25 protein-coding genes are annotated in these 19,883 nt (G+C 32.8%); 16 read left to right on the top strand and 9 right to left on the bottom strand.

The genetic code is table 11. The features are described from left to right. Positions 1 to 219: 219 nt before the first annotated feature. Complete coding sequence (locus VB776_RS12485) at positions 220 to 1,227, top strand: glycosyltransferase family 2 protein (protein WP_323330094.1); 1,008 nt, start codon at positions 220 to 222, stop codon at positions 1,225 to 1,227. Positions 1,228 to 1,229: 2 nt separating this feature from the next. Here VB776_RS12485 and VB776_RS12480 read toward each other — a convergent pair whose 3' ends face one another. Further along, complete coding sequence (locus VB776_RS12480) at positions 1,230 to 1,460, bottom strand: PspC domain-containing protein (protein WP_323330092.1); 231 nt, start codon at positions 1,458 to 1,460, stop codon at positions 1,230 to 1,232. Between the two features lie 447 nt (positions 1,461 to 1,907). Here VB776_RS12480 and VB776_RS12475 point away from each other — a divergent pair, with 447 nt between their 5' ends. From VB776_RS12475 to mce, 3 genes are all read left to right on the top strand, one after another. After that, complete coding sequence (locus VB776_RS12475) at positions 1,908 to 2,102, top strand: cold-shock protein (protein WP_184132985.1); 195 nt, start codon at positions 1,908 to 1,910, stop codon at positions 2,100 to 2,102. A gap of 349 nt (positions 2,103 to 2,451) precedes the next feature. Then, positions 2,452 to 2,646 carry a cold-shock protein gene (locus VB776_RS12470; protein WP_184132988.1) on the top strand — a complete coding sequence of 65 codons (195 nt, stop codon included), beginning with the start codon at positions 2,452 to 2,454 and terminating at the stop codon, positions 2,644 to 2,646. Positions 2,647 to 2,740: 94 nt separating this feature from the next. Then, on the top strand, positions 2,741 to 3,151 hold the full coding sequence (mce, locus tag VB776_RS12465) for a methylmalonyl-CoA epimerase (RefSeq protein ID WP_323330090.1): 411 nt from the start codon (positions 2,741 to 2,743) through the stop codon (positions 3,149 to 3,151). Positions 3,152 to 3,182: 31 nt separating this feature from the next. Here the strand turns inward: mce and VB776_RS12460 are convergent, their stop codons facing one another. The 3 genes from VB776_RS12460 to VB776_RS12450 all read right to left on the bottom strand — a co-directional run bounded on the left by VB776_RS12460 (position 3,183) and on the right by VB776_RS12450 (position 5,570). Next, complete coding sequence (locus tag VB776_RS12460) at positions 3,183 to 4,148, bottom strand: LiaI-LiaF-like domain-containing protein (RefSeq protein WP_323330088.1); 966 nt, start codon at positions 4,146 to 4,148, stop codon at positions 3,183 to 3,185. A 76-nt stretch (positions 4,149 to 4,224) separates the two neighbouring features. Beyond that, positions 4,225 to 4,659 (bottom strand): PspC domain-containing protein, encoded by a 435-nt coding sequence (locus VB776_RS12455; protein ID WP_323330086.1) that lies wholly within the window; start codon positions 4,657 to 4,659, stop codon positions 4,225 to 4,227. 233 nt (positions 4,660 to 4,892) lie between these two features. Next, positions 4,893 to 5,570: a hypothetical protein gene (locus tag VB776_RS12450; protein WP_323330084.1), complete on the bottom strand. Its 678-nt coding sequence runs from the start codon at positions 5,568 to 5,570 to the stop codon at positions 4,893 to 4,895. 183 nt (positions 5,571 to 5,753) lie between these two features. Between VB776_RS12450 and VB776_RS12445 the strand changes: the two genes are divergently transcribed. From VB776_RS12445 to VB776_RS12425, 5 genes are all read left to right on the top strand, one after another. Then, a complete protein-coding gene (locus VB776_RS12445; RefSeq protein WP_323330082.1) occupies positions 5,754 to 6,107 on the top strand; it encodes a glycoside hydrolase family protein in 354 nt (117 codons plus the stop codon). After that, positions 6,052 to 6,846 (top strand): glycoside hydrolase family 130 protein, encoded by a 795-nt coding sequence (locus VB776_RS12440; RefSeq protein WP_323330080.1) that lies wholly within the window; start codon positions 6,052 to 6,054, stop codon positions 6,844 to 6,846. The genes VB776_RS12445 and VB776_RS12440 overlap by 56 nt, the downstream gene beginning before the upstream one ends. A gap of 5 nt (positions 6,847 to 6,851) precedes the next feature. Further along, on the top strand, positions 6,852 to 7,445 hold the full coding sequence (locus tag VB776_RS12435; protein ID WP_323330078.1) for a nucleotidyltransferase family protein: 594 nt from the start codon (positions 6,852 to 6,854) through the stop codon (positions 7,443 to 7,445). Between the two features lie 366 nt (positions 7,446 to 7,811). Further along, positions 7,812 to 8,615 carry a response regulator transcription factor gene (locus tag VB776_RS12430; protein ID WP_323330076.1) on the top strand — a complete coding sequence of 268 codons (804 nt, stop codon included), beginning with the start codon at positions 7,812 to 7,814 and terminating at the stop codon, positions 8,613 to 8,615. Between the two features lie 158 nt (positions 8,616 to 8,773). Then, positions 8,774 to 9,460, top strand: a complete 687-nt coding sequence (locus VB776_RS12425; RefSeq protein ID WP_323330074.1) for an AIR synthase-related protein — start codon at positions 8,774 to 8,776, stop codon at positions 9,458 to 9,460. 75 nt (positions 9,461 to 9,535) lie between these two features. Here the strand turns inward: VB776_RS12425 and VB776_RS12420 are convergent, their stop codons facing one another. After that, positions 9,536 to 9,724: a hypothetical protein gene (locus VB776_RS12420; RefSeq protein WP_323260144.1), complete on the bottom strand. Its 189-nt coding sequence runs from the start codon at positions 9,722 to 9,724 to the stop codon at positions 9,536 to 9,538. A 40-nt stretch (positions 9,725 to 9,764) separates the two neighbouring features. Between VB776_RS12420 and VB776_RS12415 the strand changes: the two genes are divergently transcribed. The 5 genes from VB776_RS12415 to VB776_RS12395 all read left to right on the top strand — a co-directional run bounded on the left by VB776_RS12415 (position 9,765) and on the right by VB776_RS12395 (position 14,366). Continuing rightward, the gene (locus VB776_RS12415; protein ID WP_323330072.1) at positions 9,765 to 10,856 is read left to right on the top strand and encodes a hypothetical protein; all 1,092 of its coding nucleotides are present in this window, start codon (positions 9,765 to 9,767) and stop codon (positions 10,854 to 10,856) included. 20 nt (positions 10,857 to 10,876) lie between these two features. Next, positions 10,877 to 11,419 (top strand): RNA methyltransferase, encoded by a 543-nt coding sequence (locus VB776_RS12410; protein ID WP_323330070.1) that lies wholly within the window; start codon positions 10,877 to 10,879, stop codon positions 11,417 to 11,419. A gap of 107 nt (positions 11,420 to 11,526) precedes the next feature. Continuing rightward, entirely contained in the window at positions 11,527 to 11,922 is a 396-nt protein-coding gene (locus VB776_RS12405) for a hypothetical protein (RefSeq protein ID WP_323330068.1), read from the top strand. A gap of 148 nt (positions 11,923 to 12,070) precedes the next feature. Beyond that, positions 12,071 to 12,994, top strand: a complete 924-nt coding sequence (locus VB776_RS12400) for an ABC transporter ATP-binding protein (protein WP_323330066.1) — start codon at positions 12,071 to 12,073, stop codon at positions 12,992 to 12,994. Between the two features lie 46 nt (positions 12,995 to 13,040). Continuing rightward, entirely contained in the window at positions 13,041 to 14,366 is a 1,326-nt protein-coding gene (locus VB776_RS12395; RefSeq protein WP_323330064.1) for an ABC transporter permease, read from the top strand. A 54-nt stretch (positions 14,367 to 14,420) separates the two neighbouring features. Here the strand turns inward: VB776_RS12395 and VB776_RS12390 are convergent, their stop codons facing one another. Further along, positions 14,421 to 14,927, bottom strand: coding sequence for an Lrp/AsnC family transcriptional regulator (locus VB776_RS12390; protein ID WP_323330062.1), 507 nt, complete (start codon positions 14,925 to 14,927; stop codon positions 14,421 to 14,423). Positions 14,928 to 15,229: 302 nt separating this feature from the next. Between VB776_RS12390 and VB776_RS12385 the strand changes: the two genes are divergently transcribed. After that, positions 15,230 to 16,372, top strand: a complete 1,143-nt coding sequence (locus VB776_RS12385; protein WP_323330060.1) for a putative sensor domain DACNV-containing protein — start codon at positions 15,230 to 15,232, stop codon at positions 16,370 to 16,372. 1 nt (position 16,373) lies between these two features. Here the strand turns inward: VB776_RS12385 and VB776_RS12380 are convergent, their stop codons facing one another. The 3 genes from VB776_RS12380 to VB776_RS12370 form a co-directional block, all read right to left on the bottom strand. Further along, on the bottom strand, positions 16,374 to 17,135 hold the full coding sequence (locus VB776_RS12380; protein WP_323330058.1) for an MBL fold metallo-hydrolase: 762 nt from the start codon (positions 17,133 to 17,135) through the stop codon (positions 16,374 to 16,376). An 82-nt stretch (positions 17,136 to 17,217) separates the two neighbouring features. Continuing rightward, complete coding sequence (locus tag VB776_RS12375) at positions 17,218 to 17,586, bottom strand: response regulator (RefSeq protein ID WP_323330056.1); 369 nt, start codon at positions 17,584 to 17,586, stop codon at positions 17,218 to 17,220. Positions 17,587 to 17,875: 289 nt separating this feature from the next. Beyond that, positions 17,876 to 18,397, bottom strand: a complete 522-nt coding sequence (locus tag VB776_RS12370) for a DUF2911 domain-containing protein (RefSeq protein ID WP_323330053.1) — start codon at positions 18,395 to 18,397, stop codon at positions 17,876 to 17,878. A 142-nt stretch (positions 18,398 to 18,539) separates the two neighbouring features. On the opposite strand from VB776_RS12370, the gene VB776_RS12365 reads away from it, so the two are divergent. After that, positions 18,540 to 19,856, top strand: coding sequence for an adenylate/guanylate cyclase domain-containing protein (locus VB776_RS12365; RefSeq protein WP_323330050.1), 1,317 nt, complete (start codon positions 18,540 to 18,542; stop codon positions 19,854 to 19,856). Positions 19,857 to 19,883: the final 27 nt, after the last annotated feature.

The raw sequence follows: 19,883 nt of genomic DNA, 5'->3' as shown, positions 1-19,883 counted from the left end.
TAAATCTAAACAAGTAAATTGATAAAGCCATAAATAATTAAGATAGATTAGTATTTCAAAAAATCAAATTATCTTTGTCAATAAGTCATTTTAGTATTTCGATAATTATTGAAATATGTTCAAATCTCATGAATCCAGTCTGTTATCAGCTTGAAGAAATAAGTAGTATTATCATCATTTTAATGATACACTTTTTCCTAAAATAGCTAAAATTCCTTTATGAATCAAATCGCAGTAGTCATTTTAAATTATAATGGTCAAAAACATTTAGCTGATTTTTTACCCTCTGTTATACAATACTCGTCTGATGCAACCATTTACGTTGCTGATAATGCTTCTACCGATTCTTCTTTGGAATTATTAAAATCAGAATTTCCTTCCGTTAAAATTATTGAACTCAAAGAAAATCATGGTTTTGCACAAGGATATAACGAAGCACTTGAATTCGTCGATGCTGAATATTACGTGTTGCTAAATTCTGATGTGGAAGTAACTCCTAATTGGATTGAGCCAGTGATTGAATTGATGAATAATGATAGAACAATTGCTGCCTGCCAACCTAAAATAAAAGCATTTTATCAAAAAAGCCATTTTGAATATGCTGGTGCGGCTGGTGGATTTATCGATCATCTAGGTTATCCTTTTTGTCGTGGAAGAATCTTTCAAGAAATTGAACAAGATTTAAAACAGTATGACGATAATCATGAAGTTTTTTGGGCAACTGGTGCTTGCATGTTTGTTCGGGCAGAAGTATTTCATCAAGTAGGAGGTTTTGATGGCGATTTCTTTGCACACATGGAAGAAATTGACCTTTGTTGGCGAATTCATCATGCGGGTTATAAAGTTTATGCTTGTGGAAGTTCTGAAGTATATCATGTAGGTGGTGGAACCTTGCATAAATCAAATCCTTATAAGACTTTTTTGAATTTCAGAAATGGATTAGCCATGCTCTATAAAAATCATCCCGACAAAGGTTTTTCATTAGCGATTTTTACAAGATTAATTTTGGATGGAGTAGCTGGAATTAAGTTTCTTTTGTTTGATAGTTGGGAGGATTGTTGGGCAGTAGCCAGAGCACATTTTGATTTCTATGCTCATTTTCTAAGCTGGTATAAAAAAAGGAAACAGATTCAACGAAAAGATGTCATATCAACTGTTTACAGAAGAAATATCGTATGGCAACATTTCATCGATGATGTACAAACTTACAACGAATTGCAGAGGTAAGTTTATAATTCCCAAACTGATGGGCTTTTATATTGACGTAAATAACGGCGGATATTCATCCAAAATGCCAATACTAAATAAATGATAATAGGAGAGCCAACAGTAATAAATGAAACATAAACAAAATACAGACGAATACTACTGGTAGAAATTCCTAATTTCTCACCAATTTTTGTACAAACACCAAAAACGTGGTGTTCAACAAAGTATTTTAATCTTAATGTGTTTGTCATGGCTTTAGGGCAAAATTCTGAATTTTAATTGGTTACAGTATAAAAACTGTATTAAAGTTACATTGTTTTGCTGGTTTATCAAAAAAAGAGAGTAATCTAAAACGTATTTTCAGAGCTTGTATTATATTAATACTAATTTGTATTGAAATGGTGTAATTGTTTATAAATATAGTTATATTTTTGTTTATTTTTTTTAAAAAATATTCATATAAAAATAGGAATACACAAAATTATACTTACATTTGGATATTAATAGTAAAAGAGTGACAAGTTTTTAGTACAAAGTAATTAGTTTTCAAGAGTCCGTTGGTTCCCTTAGATTCACATTCTCCTTGATTATCACATGCTTCGAATATCAATCTTAGACTTTTAGGGCTATTAATTTATCAAAAACTGCAAAGTTTTTTGGTAACTTTTGTCTCATTATCAACCATTCTTTTTTACGTCATGCAAACAGGAACAGTTAAATTTTTTAATGAAAGCAAAGGCTTTGGCTTTATCGTTGACAGTGAAAGTGGACAAGAAATCTTCGTTCACGTTACAGCATTAGGCGGAACACATTTACGCCAAGATGACAAAGTTTCATTCGATATTGTTGAAGGTAAAAGAGGTCTTAACGCCGCAAATGTTAAGAAATTGTAGTTAGTGTAAGTATTGTTTTAATGGGATTCAGTAACATGAATTCAAAGTGAAATTCAGTACAAGTATTTTGTGAATTATTTAAAGTTTTGGTTTCATTACAAATGTAGCAGAACTTATTTTAGACCTGATTGCTATGTTGTTTGGAATTAAATTCTAATTCTATTTTAAGGTTATTAATTACTTTTAAACCATTTAAGTTAAGAAGTAAAAGGCGAAAGCCGAGTTAGCTAGACAAATCTTATTCTTTTACGAGATTTAAACATATAAGTTTTGCATATATTGATAGCAGTATAATCAGAACAAACCGATAGTATTTTTATTTTTTTTTAATTTTTTTATATCAATTTTTATGCAAACTGGTAAAGTTAAATTTTTCAACGAATCTAAAGGTTTTGGATTTATCGTTGATGACGAGTCTAATGAAGAAATCTTTGTACACGTAACAGGATTATCTGGAACAACGATTCGTGAAAATGACTCTGTTTCTTTCGACGTACAAGAAGGAAAGCGTGGCTTAAATGCTGTGAATGTGAAGAGAATCTAATTTTTTTTAGATAGATAGTCATTTAAAACCCCGGCCTATAGGTTGGGGTTTTTCTTTTTTAGCTAATTTGGGATTTTAAAATCAAATAAAAAAGATGAAACAAGTTGAGCACATTGGGATTGCCGTAAAAGATTTGAATATTTCTAATGATTTATTTACAAAACTTTTGGGTGTAGCGCCTTTCAAACAAGAAGAAGTACCTTCAGAAGGTGTTATTACATCTTTCTTTCAAGTTGGACAAACTAAAATAGAATTGTTAGAGGGCACTCATGCCGATAGCCCGATTGCAAAGTTTATCGAGAGGAAAGGAGAGGGAGTTCATCATATTGCTTTTGAGGTCGGCAATATTTATGAAGAAATGGCTAGACTAAAGAATGAGGGTTTTACGCTTTTAAATGAAATACCAAAAGATGGTGCAGATAATAAGTTGGTTTGCTTTTTACATCCTAAAAGTACGAACGCTGTGTTGATAGAACTTTGTCAAAGTAAAAATAGCCCAATTTGACGAACACTAGTTGTCAAACTGAGCTATAATTTTAATATCTTTTTACTTTTAATTCTTGTAAACCACCATCAAAACTGATATTGATTTTCTTGCTAGATTTTTCAAAATTTGGTGTTTCCCAATGTCCATTTTTTTGAATGAAGCCATCAAAATCTTTAGAGTTTAGTCCACCATCAACATCAATTCTACAACCTACTGATTCTGGAATATTAAATTCAATTGAAGTTAAACCTGATTCTACTTGAACATCCAGGTTATCTACTTTATCGCCTAATTTAACGTCTGTTTCGGTTACGCCTGTCTTAATTGATAGTTTATTGATTTTGTATTCGCTCAAATCGAAATCTGCTTTACCTGCACCAAATTCAAAATTCATATCCCAGATTACATTAGGATTAAGCTTCAAATTGATTTTATTGTGATTATCGTCACCAAAATGAATATTATTTTTCTTTCCTTTTAAGGCAAAAATAATATTGGGATTAGTAGAATCTCCAGTTTTTCTAAGTGAAATATTTCCAAAATCTAAATCAGCGTCAGCTTCTACTAATTCCTTTGAAGTACCATTGATGATGAATTCAGCCGCACCGCCAGAAAACTCAAATTTAGCATTCTTCACGATTGGATTCATTGACTCCACAAGCTTTTGATTTGTTCCTTTGAAATGATAATCTTCATTATCATGGTTATCATTATCGTTGTCATCATCATCCATATCAATATGAATGTCATGGTCATTGAAAGCAGTTTCTACTTTTTCTTTACAACTTCTTACAATGACAATCGGAATAGCGACACAAAGTAGAATGATGGTAATAACTGTTGCCGAGCGACTACTTTTGCCAATAAAAGCTACAAGCCCCAAGTAGATTAGTAAAAGTGGCCAAAGCCTTGAAATTTCATGCCAATCGATATTAAACCAGCCAAATTCTTTTCCAAGAAATAGAAAGCCAATTAAGATTAAAAAACCTCCCGTAAATATATTTTTAGAATTCATTGTTAAAAAGCTTTAAGGTTAAAATCCGTTATCAAAAATTAGTATTGTATTTGATAACGGATTTCAACGAGTCGATTTAGAAGTTATTTTTGTCGTTATTGAAGTCAATCTTATCTTTTTCTTTAAAGATGATATAACCACCTACACCGATTAAAATAAGAGGCCAGAATTTACCAAAGTCGAAATCAGGAATCCATTCATCTAATAAGAAGATTGTACCTAAAACTATTAAAATAATTCCCCAAACTTTGCTTGAATCTTTTTTCATGTTAGTAAATGTTGAGTTAAAAGTTGAGTTATCCGGCGTTGCAGTTGTTTCCCATTGATGTTTCACTGGCAATGCTATCCACAAGATAATATACATCCAGAAAAAAATACCATGAGTAAACACTAAACCTAAAAATAAAAGTACTCGAATAATGGAAACATCAATGCCGAAGCGTTCTGATAATCCAGCTGCTACACCTCCTAATTGTCCTTTTGAAGGTATGCGATAAAGTGAATCGTTCATGGTTTTACTTGTTTAGTTTTCTTGTTTAGAGTTTGAAAAAAGTAGGTTTAAATGATACTTTTAAATAATTCTTTTCGTTTGATGGGTGAAATTTATCACGAGCTTCAAGATTATCAACCTGAAAATGAATAGACGGTACTTTTGACTTTATGAATGGATATTTTTGATGGCGAGTTTTAAAATAAAAAATCCTTTGAGCTTTTTACCCAAAGGATTCTTATTAGTTTAATTGATTATTGTTTCTTAGACCTGATTTTTGCTTCTTCCACTTTTTTTTGTTGATTAATCAAACCTTCGTTCATTAGCAATTGGTCTTTTTTATTTTGTTCTACTTCCATTTGCAGACGTTCAAGTTCTATTCTATTTTCTTCTATTTTTAATAAAAGCCTGTCTTTTTCTCTTTTATTATTTTCCAAAGCTCTTGTCAAACGGTCAGCTATAGAGACAGCTTTGATTTGTTTAGTTTTAATTTCATCCAAATTTTTTTCTTCTAATCTAACGTCTCCTTGTCGTTTAAGTTGGTCAACAATATCATTAAGTATTCTTTCTGCTGCCAAATATTTTGGATGTGAGCTATTGATATAGACTTCATCGCCAAAACCAATTGAAAGAAATATTTTATTTTTCCCTTTTTCTGAGCTAATCTTACTTACAACCATCAGTGGGTCAGATGAAATACTTGAAATTCTTGCTCCCGTAATTCTGAAAACATTACTTCTGCCTACTTCTACACTACCATATTTGGCTAGTTCATTTTGTAAAATTGGTTTGATGTACTTGTCTTCAATTGCTACGGTCGTATATAATCCTTCTTTTGTCGCTCTTTCAATTTCCTGGGTTCCTGTAAAAACTTGTGCATGAATACTTTGAATACTTAGCGATAGAATATAAATAATGAATAGCTTTTTCATAAAAAAAGATAATGTTAAATGATTTTGGAAAATGCTTTGCAAGATAAACTGCTTGATTTGTTTCAGCAAAATAAGACAAATTTTAATGAGAAATTATTATTAACGTTAATACGGATAAGCCAGTAGTTAAATTGTTTATTTTTAGATAGCTTTATCAAAAACAATCATTAATCAAGATAACTAATGAAATTAAAACTGCTCGTCTTTTTCTGTTTATTGGGGAATATAACGATAGCTCAAAACACAAATTGGGCTTTAACTGGTTTTTCAAAACCCAAGGAAAATCCTATACTAAGTGCAGATTCTAGTTATGAATTTGCTTGCCCGATGAAAGGTATTCCAGTAAAATGGCAAAAAGCCGATGTTTTTAATCCTGCGGCTATCGTTAAAAACGGGAAAGTTTATGTTTTATTTCGAGCAGAAGATACTCCTGGGACAAATATTGGCTTTCGCACTTCCAGAATTGGTTTGGCTGTTAGCAATGATGGAATACATTTTACTAGAAGAAAATCCAGTTTTATATCCTTCAAAAGATGAGTTTGCAAAATTTGATAACCCTGGTGGTTGTGAAGATCCACGAATTGTAGAACGTGCCGACGGTACTTATGTTGTAGCTTACACGGCTTGGAATCGTGATGTAGCCAGATTGTGTATTGCTACTTCAAAGGATTTGATTCATTGGAAAAAACATGGACCAGCTTTTGCTAAAGCACATTCTGGGAAATTCTTGAATATTTGGTCTAAATCAGGTTCAATAATTACTAAAATGGTGAATGGTAAAATTGTAGCTGCCAAAATCAAAGGGAAGTACTGGATGTATTGGGGAGAAAAAGGAGTGAATATTGCTACTTCGGATGATTTAATAAATTGGAACCCATTAGTTGAAGAAAACGGAGAACTGAAATATGTAATGAACATTAGAGCTGGAAAATTTGACAGTGACTTAACAGAACCAGGTCCGCCAGCATTATTGACGTCAAAGGGAATTTTGTTGTTGTACAACGGTAAAAATGCTAAAGAGGAAACTAGAGACCAACATCTTCCAGCTGAAACTTATTTGGGAGGACAAGTACTTTTTGATGCAAATGATCCAACAAAAATTATCAATAGATTGGATGAATGTTTTATAAAACCAGATTTACCCCATGAAATGCGTGGACAATACAAAGCTGGTACAACCTTTATAGAAGGCTTGGTATATTTTAAGAAAAAATGGTTTTTGTATTATGGTACAGCCGATAGTATGGTGGGTGTAGCGGTTAAAAATTCTTTATAAAATGTATGAAAATTTCATCTTTAATACTTGCAGCGGGCAGTTCTAGCCGCTTGGGAAGTCCCAAACAACTTGTTGAATATAAGGGAGAAATACTTGTAAGTAAAATTACTCAATTAGCATTAGCTGTTACTGATAATGTACTGGTTGTTCTAGGAGCAAATGAAAATATCATACAACCCAAGTTGATGGAGCTAGTTCAAGAGAATCAGCAAAAATTAAAAATAATGGTCAATGCAGACTGGAATGAAGGAATTGGAAGTTCCATCAACTTTGGCGTAAAACAACTTTATGATACTTCAGATGCTATTTTGATACTATTGTGTGACCAACCTTTTGTCAATTGCTTACTTTTGCAAAAAATGATGCAAGCTTTTGCAGAAGCTAAATATTCGATAATTGCCTGCCAGTATGCTAATCAATTAGGAGTGCCTATTTTATTTCACAAAAGACACTTTTCAGAGCTGATGAAATTAAACGGCGATGTTGGTGCAAAAGTTTTATTAAAAAAACATGCAGATGAAATTATGAGTATTGATTTTCCAGATGGAGTTTATGATATTGATACACAGGAAGATTTAGCGAAAATGTTGCTCAATTAGAAGCTTATTAAAACAAAAAAGCCGAAGGGTTAACTTCGACTTTTTGAAAAATAATCTACTTAATGACAACAGATACACTGGCGGAAGTACTGCACAGTCAGATTATTTTTACTAATGGATCAAGTTAAAGTTGTGGTTAAGCATTTTTGAAACGATTCTTTATAGTAAATAAAAGAAGCTGACATTTACTAATGACGGTTTTATTTATTAAATTACTTTAAGACCTATTTCTTGTGCAAAGTTATGCAATCTTGCAGTTGCATTAAATAGCCAAAGTGTCTATTTTACACAATTTATTAATTTATTTTAGTATAAAATACTCATATCAAATGTATTTACTAAAACCTTGTAAATTCTACAAATGTTATGGAATCGTTATCGAATAATTATATTGAACAATTGTTTCGTAAATGTTTAGATGCTGTGAGTCTTGTAGCAGGAAGTGCTTCAGAAAAAACCGTTGAAAAATATTTACAAGAACTAGGCTATTTTAGTATTAGCTCAACTTTGCCCAATGCAGTATATCAAATTCTGGATATGCGAACACTTACCTACAAATTTGTAGCGAATACTGAATTGGCATTGGGTATTCATCCAGATGCTTTTTTAGAGAAAGGGGTTCCGATGGTATTAAGTATGATGGTTCCTGAAATGAAGAATGTTTCAGCAATTCCTGAATTGTTGAAATTTATGTATAATTCTATCAAAGAGGCTCCACGTGAGGTTCGAGAGAATTTTGTAGCTTATGGATATGGTTTTCAATATTTGAGACCAAGCAAAAAGTCGTTTCATTCGATGGTACAGTTAATCGGATTAGAATTTGATGAAGAAGGCTTACCAACTTTATGTTTTCTGATTAATCAAGATATTGAACATTTAGTAAAGAAGTTGGATAATTATTTAGGAAGAACAAGTTTTAGAAATAGCGATTTTGTAACGACGTTTTCTTCAAGCGAAATGCAAATGAAGAAACAGGATATTTTCTCGGATAGAGAAATTGATGTACTCAAAATGCTTTTGAAAGGTTACGATTCTAAACAAATTGCTGAAAAGCTATTTATTAGTTCGAATACGGTTGACAATCACCGTAAAAATATGATTCGTAAACTAGACGCACGAGATACCACTGCTTTGGTACAACTCGCAAAACTTTTAGGTATTTTGAAATAAAAAATACAAAATCAAATAAAAATATTGCAATCGCTTTCTGAAAAGGAAGCGATTTTTGTTTATTCGTTGTCTGAAATATATTTACCTTTAACAAAATAAACCATTAGGCTTTCCGAGGTACAATAAGATATTTTTATAATCATTAAAAGACACTAAAAGTGGAACAACAAGAGTCTCGTCAAACGCTAGTAAGCCCATCAGTTGATGAAATGAATGAAGCCAAGTATTTCAGTATTGATACTGTAGAAGATGTAAATGATGATGAACTTGTATTAGTAGTAAAACATCTTTTAAGAACATGTTTCAATAAACAAGCTTCAAATCAAATAGAAAGTGAAGACAGCATGATGACGATTGATTTCAAAAATGATGGCGATTTGATTTACTTGATAGGCAATTCTAAAAATGACATTACTGCTTCAGCATACTTATACTCTTACAGAGGAATAAAATTGTCACCTTCATCAACTTTTCATTTAGAAGAAGAAAAGGAAGTTCAGGATGTGCTAGCGAAATTGATTTTAAACAAATCGATTCAATCTGCTCATCATTTATCTGTGGGTGGTTTATTTGTTGCATTGGCGGAGTCGGCAATGCCACGTGGTTTAGGTTTTAGTATTAAAACAAATTCAGCTTTCCGTAAGGATGCCTTTTTGTTTGGGGAAACACAAAACCGTGTTTTAGTATCAATCGCTCCTGAAAAACATAATGCTTTCGAAGCAATTATTGCTGAGACAGATGTTAAATCAAGCTTTTTGGGGAAAGTAAAGAAAGAGAACTTTGTTATTGATTCTGAAATAATTATTTCAACAGCAGATGCAAAGAATTTATTAGACAAGGCTTAGTTTTTTACAGAAGAGGTTGTGTTAAAACATTTATAATCATTGTGTTTTTCAACAACCTCTTTTTGTTAAAAATGATTAAGGGTCAATTAGTTTATGCTTTTTATTATATTCTACAATAAAAACGATTACTTCGCCAATAATACCTACAGTCGCTGTGAAGGTATCTCCAAGCCAAATAAGTAAAGTAGCAAAAACAATAAACAGAACAATCAATTGAGCAGTTGAAAGTTCATTTTCTTCTGAATGTTGTGTTGAATTTGACATAGTTAACAATTTTGTAATTTAGATAATTTATTACTAAGATATGAAAAAGTATAAAAAAATCAAGCTGATTCTTGTGTTAAATTGTGTTTTTTTTCTGTTGATGTTACAAACTACTGCTTATGCACAAGAGAAAGTCATTTATTTAGGAAATACGACTGTTAAATTAAATAACAATAATTTTTACTTGTTGAAAATTATCGACGAGCGACCTGATAAACGTAGAATTGGAATTGTCTATAATGAAGCAAAAGAAGATGTTTATTTGAAATTATTAAATGGGACAGTAAAGACAAGTAATGAATTTCTGACGAAATTTTCCAGGAAGAATAATGCTTCTTACCCAATTGTACTTACAATAAAAGAATTGAAAATTGCAGAAAAGATAGTCAACTCAAAAATTGTGAATGGTTCTAGCGAAATTAAAGTGGAGTTTAGTTTCATGCGAGATTCTACCTTGATTGCCCTAACGCCTTTTCAAACGCAAATTACTTTTACTCGTAGTTTTAATGTAACCGACCGTTATCAGTATTTGATTGGAAGGTTATTAGATAAGTCACTTCTTTATTTCGACCAATGGATGACTGTCAATTTTGATAAAAACCCTTTGTTAATAAAAGCTGTTCAATTGAATATTAAACCTGATTATGGAATTGAGGAACCTGTAAGTGGCGATACCGTTTTTTGGTCAAACAAGTATAAACTTTCTTGGAAAGATTTTGAAGGTCGTAAACCTTTGAGTACTCAATTTGCGGCACAAGTTTTTACCAATTTTGAATATAATGCACTGGCAAATCTTAAAAACGGGGTTTTAATCATCGATTTACAATTAAAAGCTTATATGCTAAAAAGTGCATCTTGGACTTCTCATGCACTTTCAGAAGAACATCTTGCTCATGAACAATTACATTTTGACATTACAAAAGTGATAGTAGAACGATACAAAAAGAAAGCTTCAAAAATGTTGACTATTGATGATTACGACAGCGAATTACAGCTTTTATTTATCGAAATGTATCGAGAATTGAATCGTTTACAAAAAGAATATGATGCAGAAAGTAATCATAGTATTAATTTTGTAGGACAACAAAAATGGCAATCACTCATTTCGGATGAATTGAGAGTAATCCGATAATCATAAAATTATAATTTAAAATGCGCAAACTGTCAATGGATGACCTTAACCGCCTTTCAGCGGAGGAGTTTCAACAGGTAGAAAAATTTCCTTATGTTTTAATCTTGGATGACATTAGAAGTATGAATAATGTAGGTTCTGTATTTAGAACCGCAGACGCTTTTAAAGTAGATAAAGTATTTTTGGGCGGTATTACGGCAACGCCTCCACACCGAGAAATTCAAAAAACAGCTTTAGGAGCTGATGAAACCGTAACTTGGGAACACGTTGAAGATGTTTTAGCCTTAGTTAAAACATTACAATCAGAAGGTTATATCGTAGCCGCTGTAGAACAAGTTGAAAATAGTGTATCTTTATTGGGTTTTGAACCAGAACTTGATAAAAAATATGCTTTTGTATTTGGAAACGAAGTTTTTGGTGTAAGCCAGCAAGTGGTTGAGCAAGCAGATTTTTGTTTAGAAGTACCACAGTTTGGCACAAAGCATTCTTTGAACATTTCAGTAACAACGGGGGTAATTTGCTGGGATTTTGTAAGTAAATATCTAACAGCAAAAAATAATTAATATCAGTTATTTGAAAACTTAACACAAAAAATTTTTTTGCTTTCAAGCTTATTGATACCTTCGTTTCAATTAAATAACAATAATTTAATATTAAATTAATATTGATCATGAAATCAAACAATAAGACTCTTACCAACGAAATCTCAGCCCTTATTTTAGGAAAACTCCACGGGTTAAATGCAAAAAGTGCTAAAAAATTAGTGAAAGCGGTTGATGAAACAGCCAAAGAAATTGTAAAGAAGTACGCTAAACTTCAGAAAGAAGAAACTGAGGAGAAAGAGAAAGAAGCTAAAAAAGAAGCAAAGAAAGCGAAAGAAAAGGCTGAGAAAGTTGAAAAAGAAAAAGCAAAAGCAGCTGCGAAAGCAGAATTAGCTGCGAAAATTGCTATTGTTACTGAAGATGAAACAGTTGTTGAAAAGAAAGCAAAATCGTCAAAGAAAAAAGTAGTTGAAGCTTCAGAAGAAGTAATAAGCACTGAAGCTAGCGAACAAGTAGAAGCTTAATATTACCGACTATCAAACAAATGGAAGAGTTTATCAAAAATGATATTAGTTTTTGATAAACTCTTTTTGTTTTGTACCGTCGTTGTAATTCTGTTAGACTTCCAGCGACTCATTCCAAAACTAAAAACAAACTAAACCCACACCGTTGATGTCGAATATTTTAGAAGCCCACCATGTGGTAAAACGCTATGCAGGACACACTGCCTTAGACGAAGTAAGTATTGAAGTCCCAGCAGGTTCAATTTTTGGTTTGTTAGGACCAAACGGAGCAGGTAAAACGTCTTTGATTAGAATTATTAATCAAATTACTGCCCCCGACGAAGGTGAAATCATTCTTCTTGGTGAAAAATTACAACCCAAACATATTGAGGTAATCGGTTATTTACCTGAAGAACGGGGGTTGTACAAAAAAATGAAAGTTGGCGAACAGCTACTTTACCTTGCTCAACTAAAAGGAATGAGTAAAGCCGAAGCCACTGAAAAACTAAAACATTGGTTTATAAAATTCGATATAAAAGATTGGTGGAATAAAAATGTTGAAGACCTTTCAAAAGGAATGCAACAAAAAACACAATTTATCGCAACCATCGTTCATGAACCTAAATTGATTATTCTTGATGAACCTTTCTCTGGTTTCGACCCCATCAATGCCAATTTATTGAAAGATGAAATCCTAGAATTGAAAGAAAAAGGGACAACCATTATTTTTTCTACACACAGAATGGAGTCCGTTGAAGAATTATGCGACCACATTGCATTGATTAATAAATCGAAAGTGGTACTTCATGGAGCTAAAAAAGAAGTAAAAAATCGTTTCAGAGATAATTCTTATACCATCGAATTTATTGGTACGCTTAACGCAAATCCTTTGTTTTTTGAAGTATTAGATAGCAAACCGCTGGATGATGGCATTACCCAATCTCATATTAAACTTGTTGAAGGGGTATCCGTAAATCAAATGATTACTGTTTTGCTTGAACAAGTAACGTTAATTTCTTTCAATGAAAATATTCCTTCATTCAATGAAATTTTCATCAAAGTGGTTGGTGGCGAAGCTAACGATATTCTTTGAAATAATCCTAAACCAATTTTTACTCCCTTTTTAAATCCCCAAAACGATGAATAAGATTTTACTGATTATACAGCGAGAATATACAACCAGAGTAAGAAAAAAATCTTTCTGGATAGCTTCGCTTTTAGTGCCAATTCTTATTGCCGCAGTTTATGCTATTCCGCTTTATTTATTTTTGAATTCAAACGATACCAAAACGATTGAGGTTGTCGATGAAAGTAAATTATTCAAAGGGAAATTGCAATCTGAAGAAGACATTACTTTTAAATTTGTTGAAACCACCTTTGAACAAGCCAAGAAAAACTTATTTAAAAGTAATGCCGACATTGTTGTGAATATTCCCAAAGATATTCTTGACAATCCAAATGGTGTGAAAATGGTTGGTAAAAAGAGTATTGGTTTGTCAATTCAATATAGCATTCAAGGGAAAATCCAGAATGAGTTACGCAACATAAAATTACAAAGAGCCAATATTGATTTAAAAGTACTGGAAGAAAACAAGGTTAACGTAAATGCAAAAACCTATACTTTGGATGAAGATGGTGGCGAACAAAGCAGTAGCTCGACTGGTGCGATGATTTTGGCAGGTATTTTTGGAATGATATTGTACATCTCAGCATTCTTGTATGGTTCACAAGTGATGAATGGTGTAATCGAAGAAAAAAGTAATAGAATTATTGAAGTAATGATTTCTTCGGTTCGTCCTTTTCAATTAATGATGGGTAAAATTGTAGGAGTTGGTTTGGTTGGTCTTACTCAGTTTTTATTGTGGGGCATACTTACTTTTGGTGCTTCAACAGCCACAACAGCAATTATGTCGGGTAAGATTCAGGAAAAAGTAGAAACTTTAAAAAAATCTGGAGCAGGCTCAGACGAAATCAAGAAGTACCAAGATTCTGTAAAAGATACAAATCCACTTTCTAGTATTTCTCAAACAATTGAAAACATATCGCTTGCAAAAATTATTATCTGTTTCTTTTTATTTTATATCGGTGGATATTTACTGTACAGTTCACTTTTTGCAGCGATTGGTTCAGCTGTTGAAAATGCTTCGGAAGCACAGCAATTCATGTTCCCCGTCACGATTCCAATTATCTTATCGTTTATTTTAGCACAAGTAATTATTCAAAAACCTGATAGTCCGATTGCTTTTTGGGCATCAATTTTTCCACTGACTTCACCAATTGACATGATGGTGAGATTACCTTTCGGTGTACCCAACTGGGAAATTGCCTTATCTTTTGTACTATTAGTCTTTGGCTTTTTAGGAACAACTTGGTTTGCCGGAAAAGTATATCGAGTAGGAATTTTAATGTACGGTAAAAAGCCTTCTTGGAAAGAAATTAGTAAATGGGTTTTTTATAAAGGATAAAATCAATAAAATGCTTTTCAGATTACTGAAAAGCATTTTATTTTCACAAAGGTTTTATTTAGGTTGGTTTAATAAGCCTAAATCTGGTTGTGAATACTTCAAAATTTTGATGTACATATCCGTTTTGGTTTGATACACTCCTTCAATATTCGGAATACGTTGATTAATTACTTCTAGTAAGTGATTATTGTCTCTACACATCACATCCACCTGAATATCAAAATCTCCTGAAGTGACCGCTAAAAAACTTACTTCCCTGAATTCTTGAAGCTGAGCAGCTACTGACTCAATAAGATTGGCTGGACGAACAGAAATTTTAATATGTACATAAGCATGAAAGCCTACTCTTGCAGTATTTACACGTCCAACAATTTGGATGGTTTTATCTTCAATGAGTTTACTTGCCCTGCTTCGGATGGTACTGGCAGAGGTTTTTAAATTTTCTGCCATGTCTGTAAATGAACGGCGTCCGTCTTCTTGTAATTGACCTAAAATAGCGAAATCTAATTCGTCAAGAACAACTGCATTTTCGTTTGTATTGGTTGGTTGAGTAAGGCTCATAAAGTAGAAAAAAGTAAGTTCATTATTAATTTCCGAATTTTTAAGGAAAAATAAAAACTAAATTTTAGCTTGTTTTTGAAAATTCATCAAAAAATAGGCGTTTTTTGGTGAAAAACTAGAAAAACAGACGAATTTTAGTGAAAAATAATAGAATCTACTTAGATGATATTTTTGCTTTTTTTTGATAAAAATAATACTTCATCACATTATTTTGAAGCATTGAACCTAAGCCAAAAATTAATAGTTGAAGAGATAAGTGTCAATTTGTGTAGAGAACTATTTTCAGAGAGCCCAAAATAATTATGATTACCACCACAACTACTTACCAAGCAGCTCAAATAGTTTCTGAAACTGTTGAAAGCCATTTTATATTTCATCATCAAAAAGCAGTTAATCACGATGGGAAAGTACTTGCACCGATTCCTACAAGCCAAGTAATAGAATCAATTATTGATACTACTTTTTGGGCAAGTCTTCGTCGTGAAGAAGGTCGTTTCCCTAAAATTTCTATTGCTTTTTTACCCCCAAACTTAGCTGAACAACCACTTATTTTTGAAAATAGCTTGTCGTTTAATCCTAATGTGTTGACCAAACTAGCACCTTCTGTTGAACATGCTGGTATTCATCTTGGCGTTTGGATTGAAAACGATGAATTATATATTTGGGGAACAACTACCAGTATCCCAGGTTTATGTTTTGTTTTAGAAGTAGTTGAACCGGGTTTGTTAGTCGTAAAACATAGAAGAACGGATGGTTTCGGGAAATTTATTAACGTTGCAGTTTTAAAAGGCGATCAGATTAAAATTATTGATGAGAATAGTAGTGCATTACCCGATTGTCCTGCTTTAGTTGGTTCTATGATAGGGATTGCTTCGCCTTCTTCTTGGAATGACTCTCTGAACATTTTAGTACAACTGGCTGTTGCGATGCGAGCACACCAAAGAGGAGGTGCTTTGCTGATTGTACCTTCAAAACACGATAATTGGCGTTCTTCAATAATTTATCCAATTACTTACTCGTTACAACCTGTTTTTACGGGACTTTCATTGCTGAATCAGAAAGGAGTTGATTTACAAAATTATGCTTTTCAAAGTAAACTCAATCAAGCCATTAATGGGGTTGCAGGGCTTACTGCGGTTGATGGTGCTACAATTATTAACGATAAATTTGAAGTAATGGCTTTTGGTGCTAAGATAGGGCGTTCACCCTCTGGCAAAGCACTTGAAGCTATTTTAGTGACTGAACCAATTTTAGGAAATGAACCTCAGGTGGTACATCCTGTACAGAATGGAGGAACAAGACATCTTTCAGCCGCTCAATTTGTATATGACCAGCGTGATGCTATTGCTATGGTGGCTTCGCAAGATGGAAGATTCACCATTTTTTCATGGTCGCCTTGTGAAAGAATGGTGCATGCACATCGTGTAGATACTTTGTTACTTTAAGCTAACAAGTAACACTTAGCCCGTCATAAGCTAATTTGATGTAAGCAGGAAGCTCTTCATCAACATCACGGTGTAAACCCATTTGGTGGCTGATGTGCGTAATAAAAGCTTGTTCTGGTTGGATTTTATCAAGTACTTCAACTGCCTCTGATAAAGTAAAATGCGATAAGTGTTTTTCTTTTCGCAAAGCACCAATTACTACAATTTTAGAACCTTTTACTTTTTCAATAGCTTCATCAGAAATGTGGTTCACGTCTGTAATGTACGTAAAATCGCCAATTCTGAATCCATAAACTGGAAGCTTGAAATGCAGTACTTCAATAGGAGTGAAGGTAATTCCTTCTACCTCAAATGGCGTATTATGAATTTCGTTGAGTGTAATTTGTGGAGTGCCAGGATATTTTATCGCTGTAAAAGCATAAGCAAATTCTTGTTGGATTTGCTCCAAAACTGACGGACGAGCATAAATAGGCATGTCTCTTTTTTGAGAGAAATTGTAGGCTCTAACGTCATCTAATCCTGCTGTATGGTCTTTGTGTTCGTGGGTGAAAATTACGGCATCAAGCTTGTGAATGCGTTCACGAAGCATTTGTTGCCTAAAGTCTGGACCAGTATCAATAACAAAACTTTTGTCGGCTATTTCTAGGTGAATAGAAACCCTAAGACGTTTATCACGGAAGTCGAGAGATTGGCAAACTTCACAACCACAAGCAATGACAGGTACTCCTTGCGATGTTCCAGTGCCTAGGAAGGTAATTCTCATAAAATGATGAAGTATCAATTATGAGTTATGAATATATAATAATAGAAATTACAGCTTCATAACTCATAATTCATTTTCATAACTATTCAGTAAGTGATTTTACTTGTGCTACTAAAGCGTCAAAATTAAGAGGTTTAGCAAGCATATCATCAAAACCAGCTTCTTTGAAATCTTCCATTGAATAGTTTCTAGCATTACCAGTAATAGCAATCATTGGTATTTTTGCTTTCGCTTCATCTTTCAAACTACGTACAGCTTTAGCACATTCCATGCCGTCCATTACAGGCATATTAATATCTAGCAAAATAATGTCAAAATTTTCTTTTTCAAGAGCATCTAACACTTGTTGCCCATTTTTAACAGAGTGAATTTCGAAATTTTGAAATTCTAAAATCTTCTTAGCAAGGTTCTGGATAACTGAGCTATCTTCGGCAATCAGGACTTTCTTCATATTAAGGTTAATGATTGATTAATGTGGTAAAGATAAGTAACAGGAAACAATTAACAATTACCAATTAATAATTAAGCGTTTTTTTTGTAATTAAATCTTAGCTTTTAAAGGTAAGTATTTACATCTATAAGCATTGTAAAGCTAATCAAAAATATTAAAAATCGCTTACGAAATTATCATCAAATTCAATAAAGTACTATTATGAGTGAATAAAATGATAAGTTTCTACATAAAAAAAGCTTGTTTGCGTTCTACGGCAAACAAGCAGAGTAAATTTTAACAGAGATAATTACTTCACTTTGAAAGCAACAGCAACTTTATCCCACATCAACGTTACGTCTCCGTTGTTTTCTGCTTTGATGGTAAAACGTTCCATCATGTCGTTAGCTTTTGGCGTTGCTTTTACTCTTAAAGCATCTTCGGCTTCGTTATATTTGAAAGCACCCCATTGTTTAGCAACTTTATTGAAAATGATTGTCCATTCTTTTTCTCCAGGAATTGTAAATAAAGCATATTTCCCAGCTTTCAATGTTTGTCCTTGTACTGTTACATCTTTACTTACTTCAAAAGTGGTAGCATCATTTGCTCCTGTACGCCATACTTTACCCAAAGGTGCTAAGTTCCCATCCCAAACATTACGTCCTTTTACGGCAGGCTGACTATAATTAATTGTTAAAGTAGTTTCTCCGATTGTCGCAGAAGTAGAAGCTGGAGGAGAAGGTTTTGATTTGGTTTCAGCCATTGCCTCATGTTGAGCATTGCTGATAAAAGCAGTAACAGTAAAAAAGGCTAATAAAAGTAATTTTTTCATTTTTGTAAATCAGTTTAAGTTATTTTTGAAAGGAGTTCTCCATCTAAGCAAACGCAAAAGATTTTATAAAGTTTTATTTTAATGGAGTTATTTTACTGCAAATTTGTTATATTTCTATTAAACGATTATTATAATTTAGTAGATGAAGAGATTTTTATTTTCAGAGAGCCCCGTATTAACCTATTTTGATAAGCAATTCGAGCAAGAAAATATTCGTAGAGAACGACAAAGGGCGGGCGTTTTATTGATTTTTTTTTCAATTAGTTTTCTTTCTTATGCTTTGTTTGCCAAAACAGTATATCAATTGAACTATTTGAATGGGCATGAAAACGTTCCTCAAATTATTTTTTTGTACTTGGCATTCATGACCTTCTACGAGCTTACGGTTTGGATTTCAATGAAGTATCTTTTGAAAGTAATGAGCAAAATGCCTTTGGTTGCCAAATTTGGAAATGCTTCATTAGAAATTACTTTGCTTACTTTGGTGATGTATTTTGCAAGTCAGGAGTATAATCACCCAATTCTGATAGTCCTTTCTCCGTTAGTGTATATCTATTTTATTTTTATCATTCTTTCTACTTTACGGTTAAGCTTTGCAGTGTCGTTATGGACTGGACTTTTGGCTGGAATTGAATACTTTTTTCTGAGTAATCATTTGATAGAATCGGGGACGATTGTTTCTGAACACGATATTTACACGAAACAGATGTTTTCGTATTTACTCAAAACGTTTTCATTGATTTTTGGAGGATTATCTGCGGGTTATGTAGCCATGCAAATTCGTAAGAGTATTCAACTTTCGATAGAAAGAATGGAAACGCAAGAGCATATCGTAGAAATGTTCGGTCAGCAAGTTTCGCCTGAAGTAGTACAAGTAATGTTAGAACAAAACGGTATTTTAAAAGCCAAGCATCAAAAAGTAAGTATTATGTTTTTAGATATTCGTGATTTTACTGTTTATGCCGATAAGCATACTGCCGAAGAAGTAATGAATTATCAGAATGTTTTTTTTGAAGTTGTGGCGAATACCGTTAATGAGTATAACGGAATTGTAAACCAATTTTTAGGGGATGGTTGTATGGTTACTTTTGGGGCGCCCATTCCTTTGGAAAATCCTTCTGAGAATGCCGTGAAGGCAGGTTTGAGTATCATTGAGAAAATCAGTAAAATGAATGAAATGGGTACGATTCCTAATACTGGTTTAGGAATTGGGGTTCATACAGGCGATGCTGTAGTGGGAAATATTGGGACGGATACTCGTCAACAGTATAATATTACTGGAAACGTGGTGATTCAGGCTGCAAGAATTGAGCAATTGAACAAGAAATATCAATCTCAATTATTGATTAGCCAAGAAGTAATGGATGAGATTTCAGCGATTCCGATTGATACCGTTCAAGTAGGTTCGGTAAAATTGAAGGGAATGGAAAATGAAATGTTTTTATGGAAATTAGCATAAGTAAAAAGGAGGGATTTGAATTTCCCT

The organism is Arcicella gelida (assembly GCF_034931025.1).
GTDB lineage: Bacteria > Bacteroidota > Bacteroidia > Cytophagales > Spirosomataceae > Arcicella > Arcicella gelida.
Note: the sequence above shows the minus strand (reverse complement) of the source record. Positions and strands in the feature narration are given on the sequence as shown.

Bases quoted from the DNA above. Each gene is read 5' to 3' on its own strand.
- VB776_RS12485 (WP_323330094.1), top strand. From the start codon at position 220: ATGAATCAAATCGCAGTAGTCATTTTAAATTATAATGGTCAAAAACAT.
- VB776_RS12480 (WP_323330092.1), bottom strand. From the start codon at position 1,460: ATGACAAACACATTAAGATTAAAATACTTTGTTGAACACCACGTTTTT.
- VB776_RS12475 (WP_184132985.1), top strand. From the start codon at position 1,908: ATGCAAACAGGAACAGTTAAATTTTTTAATGAAAGCAAAGGCTTTGGC.
- VB776_RS12470 (WP_184132988.1), top strand. From the start codon at position 2,452: ATGCAAACTGGTAAAGTTAAATTTTTCAACGAATCTAAAGGTTTTGGA.
- mce (WP_323330090.1), top strand. From the start codon at position 2,741: ATGAAACAAGTTGAGCACATTGGGATTGCCGTAAAAGATTTGAATATT.
- VB776_RS12460 (WP_323330088.1), bottom strand. From the start codon at position 4,148: ATGAATTCTAAAAATATATTTACGGGAGGTTTTTTAATCTTAATTGGC.
- VB776_RS12455 (WP_323330086.1), bottom strand. From the start codon at position 4,659: ATGAACGATTCACTTTATCGCATACCTTCAAAAGGACAATTAGGAGGT.
- VB776_RS12450 (WP_323330084.1), bottom strand. From the start codon at position 5,570: ATGAAAAAGCTATTCATTATTTATATTCTATCGCTAAGTATTCAAAGT.
- VB776_RS12445 (WP_323330082.1), top strand. From the start codon at position 5,754: ATGAAATTAAAACTGCTCGTCTTTTTCTGTTTATTGGGGAATATAACG.
- VB776_RS12440 (WP_323330080.1), top strand. From the start codon at position 6,052: ATGATGGAATACATTTTACTAGAAGAAAATCCAGTTTTATATCCTTCA.
- VB776_RS12435 (WP_323330078.1), top strand. From the start codon at position 6,852: ATGAAAATTTCATCTTTAATACTTGCAGCGGGCAGTTCTAGCCGCTTG.
- VB776_RS12430 (WP_323330076.1), top strand. From the start codon at position 7,812: ATGGAATCGTTATCGAATAATTATATTGAACAATTGTTTCGTAAATGT.
- VB776_RS12420 (WP_323260144.1), bottom strand. From the start codon at position 9,724: ATGTCAAATTCAACACAACATTCAGAAGAAAATGAACTTTCAACTGCT.
- VB776_RS12415 (WP_323330072.1), top strand. From the start codon at position 9,765: ATGAAAAAGTATAAAAAAATCAAGCTGATTCTTGTGTTAAATTGTGTT.
- VB776_RS12410 (WP_323330070.1), top strand. From the start codon at position 10,877: ATGCGCAAACTGTCAATGGATGACCTTAACCGCCTTTCAGCGGAGGAG.
- VB776_RS12405 (WP_323330068.1), top strand. From the start codon at position 11,527: ATGAAATCAAACAATAAGACTCTTACCAACGAAATCTCAGCCCTTATT.
- VB776_RS12400 (WP_323330066.1), top strand. From the start codon at position 12,071: ATGTCGAATATTTTAGAAGCCCACCATGTGGTAAAACGCTATGCAGGA.
- VB776_RS12395 (WP_323330064.1), top strand. From the start codon at position 13,041: ATGAATAAGATTTTACTGATTATACAGCGAGAATATACAACCAGAGTA.
- VB776_RS12390 (WP_323330062.1), bottom strand. From the start codon at position 14,927: ATGAGCCTTACTCAACCAACCAATACAAACGAAAATGCAGTTGTTCTT.
- VB776_RS12385 (WP_323330060.1), top strand. From the start codon at position 15,230: ATGATTACCACCACAACTACTTACCAAGCAGCTCAAATAGTTTCTGAA.
- VB776_RS12380 (WP_323330058.1), bottom strand. From the start codon at position 17,135: ATGAGAATTACCTTCCTAGGCACTGGAACATCGCAAGGAGTACCTGTC.
- VB776_RS12375 (WP_323330056.1), bottom strand. From the start codon at position 17,586: ATGAAGAAAGTCCTGATTGCCGAAGATAGCTCAGTTATCCAGAACCTT.
- VB776_RS12370 (WP_323330053.1), bottom strand. From the start codon at position 18,397: ATGAAAAAATTACTTTTATTAGCCTTTTTTACTGTTACTGCTTTTATC.
- VB776_RS12365 (WP_323330050.1), top strand. From the start codon at position 18,540: ATGAAGAGATTTTTATTTTCAGAGAGCCCCGTATTAACCTATTTTGAT.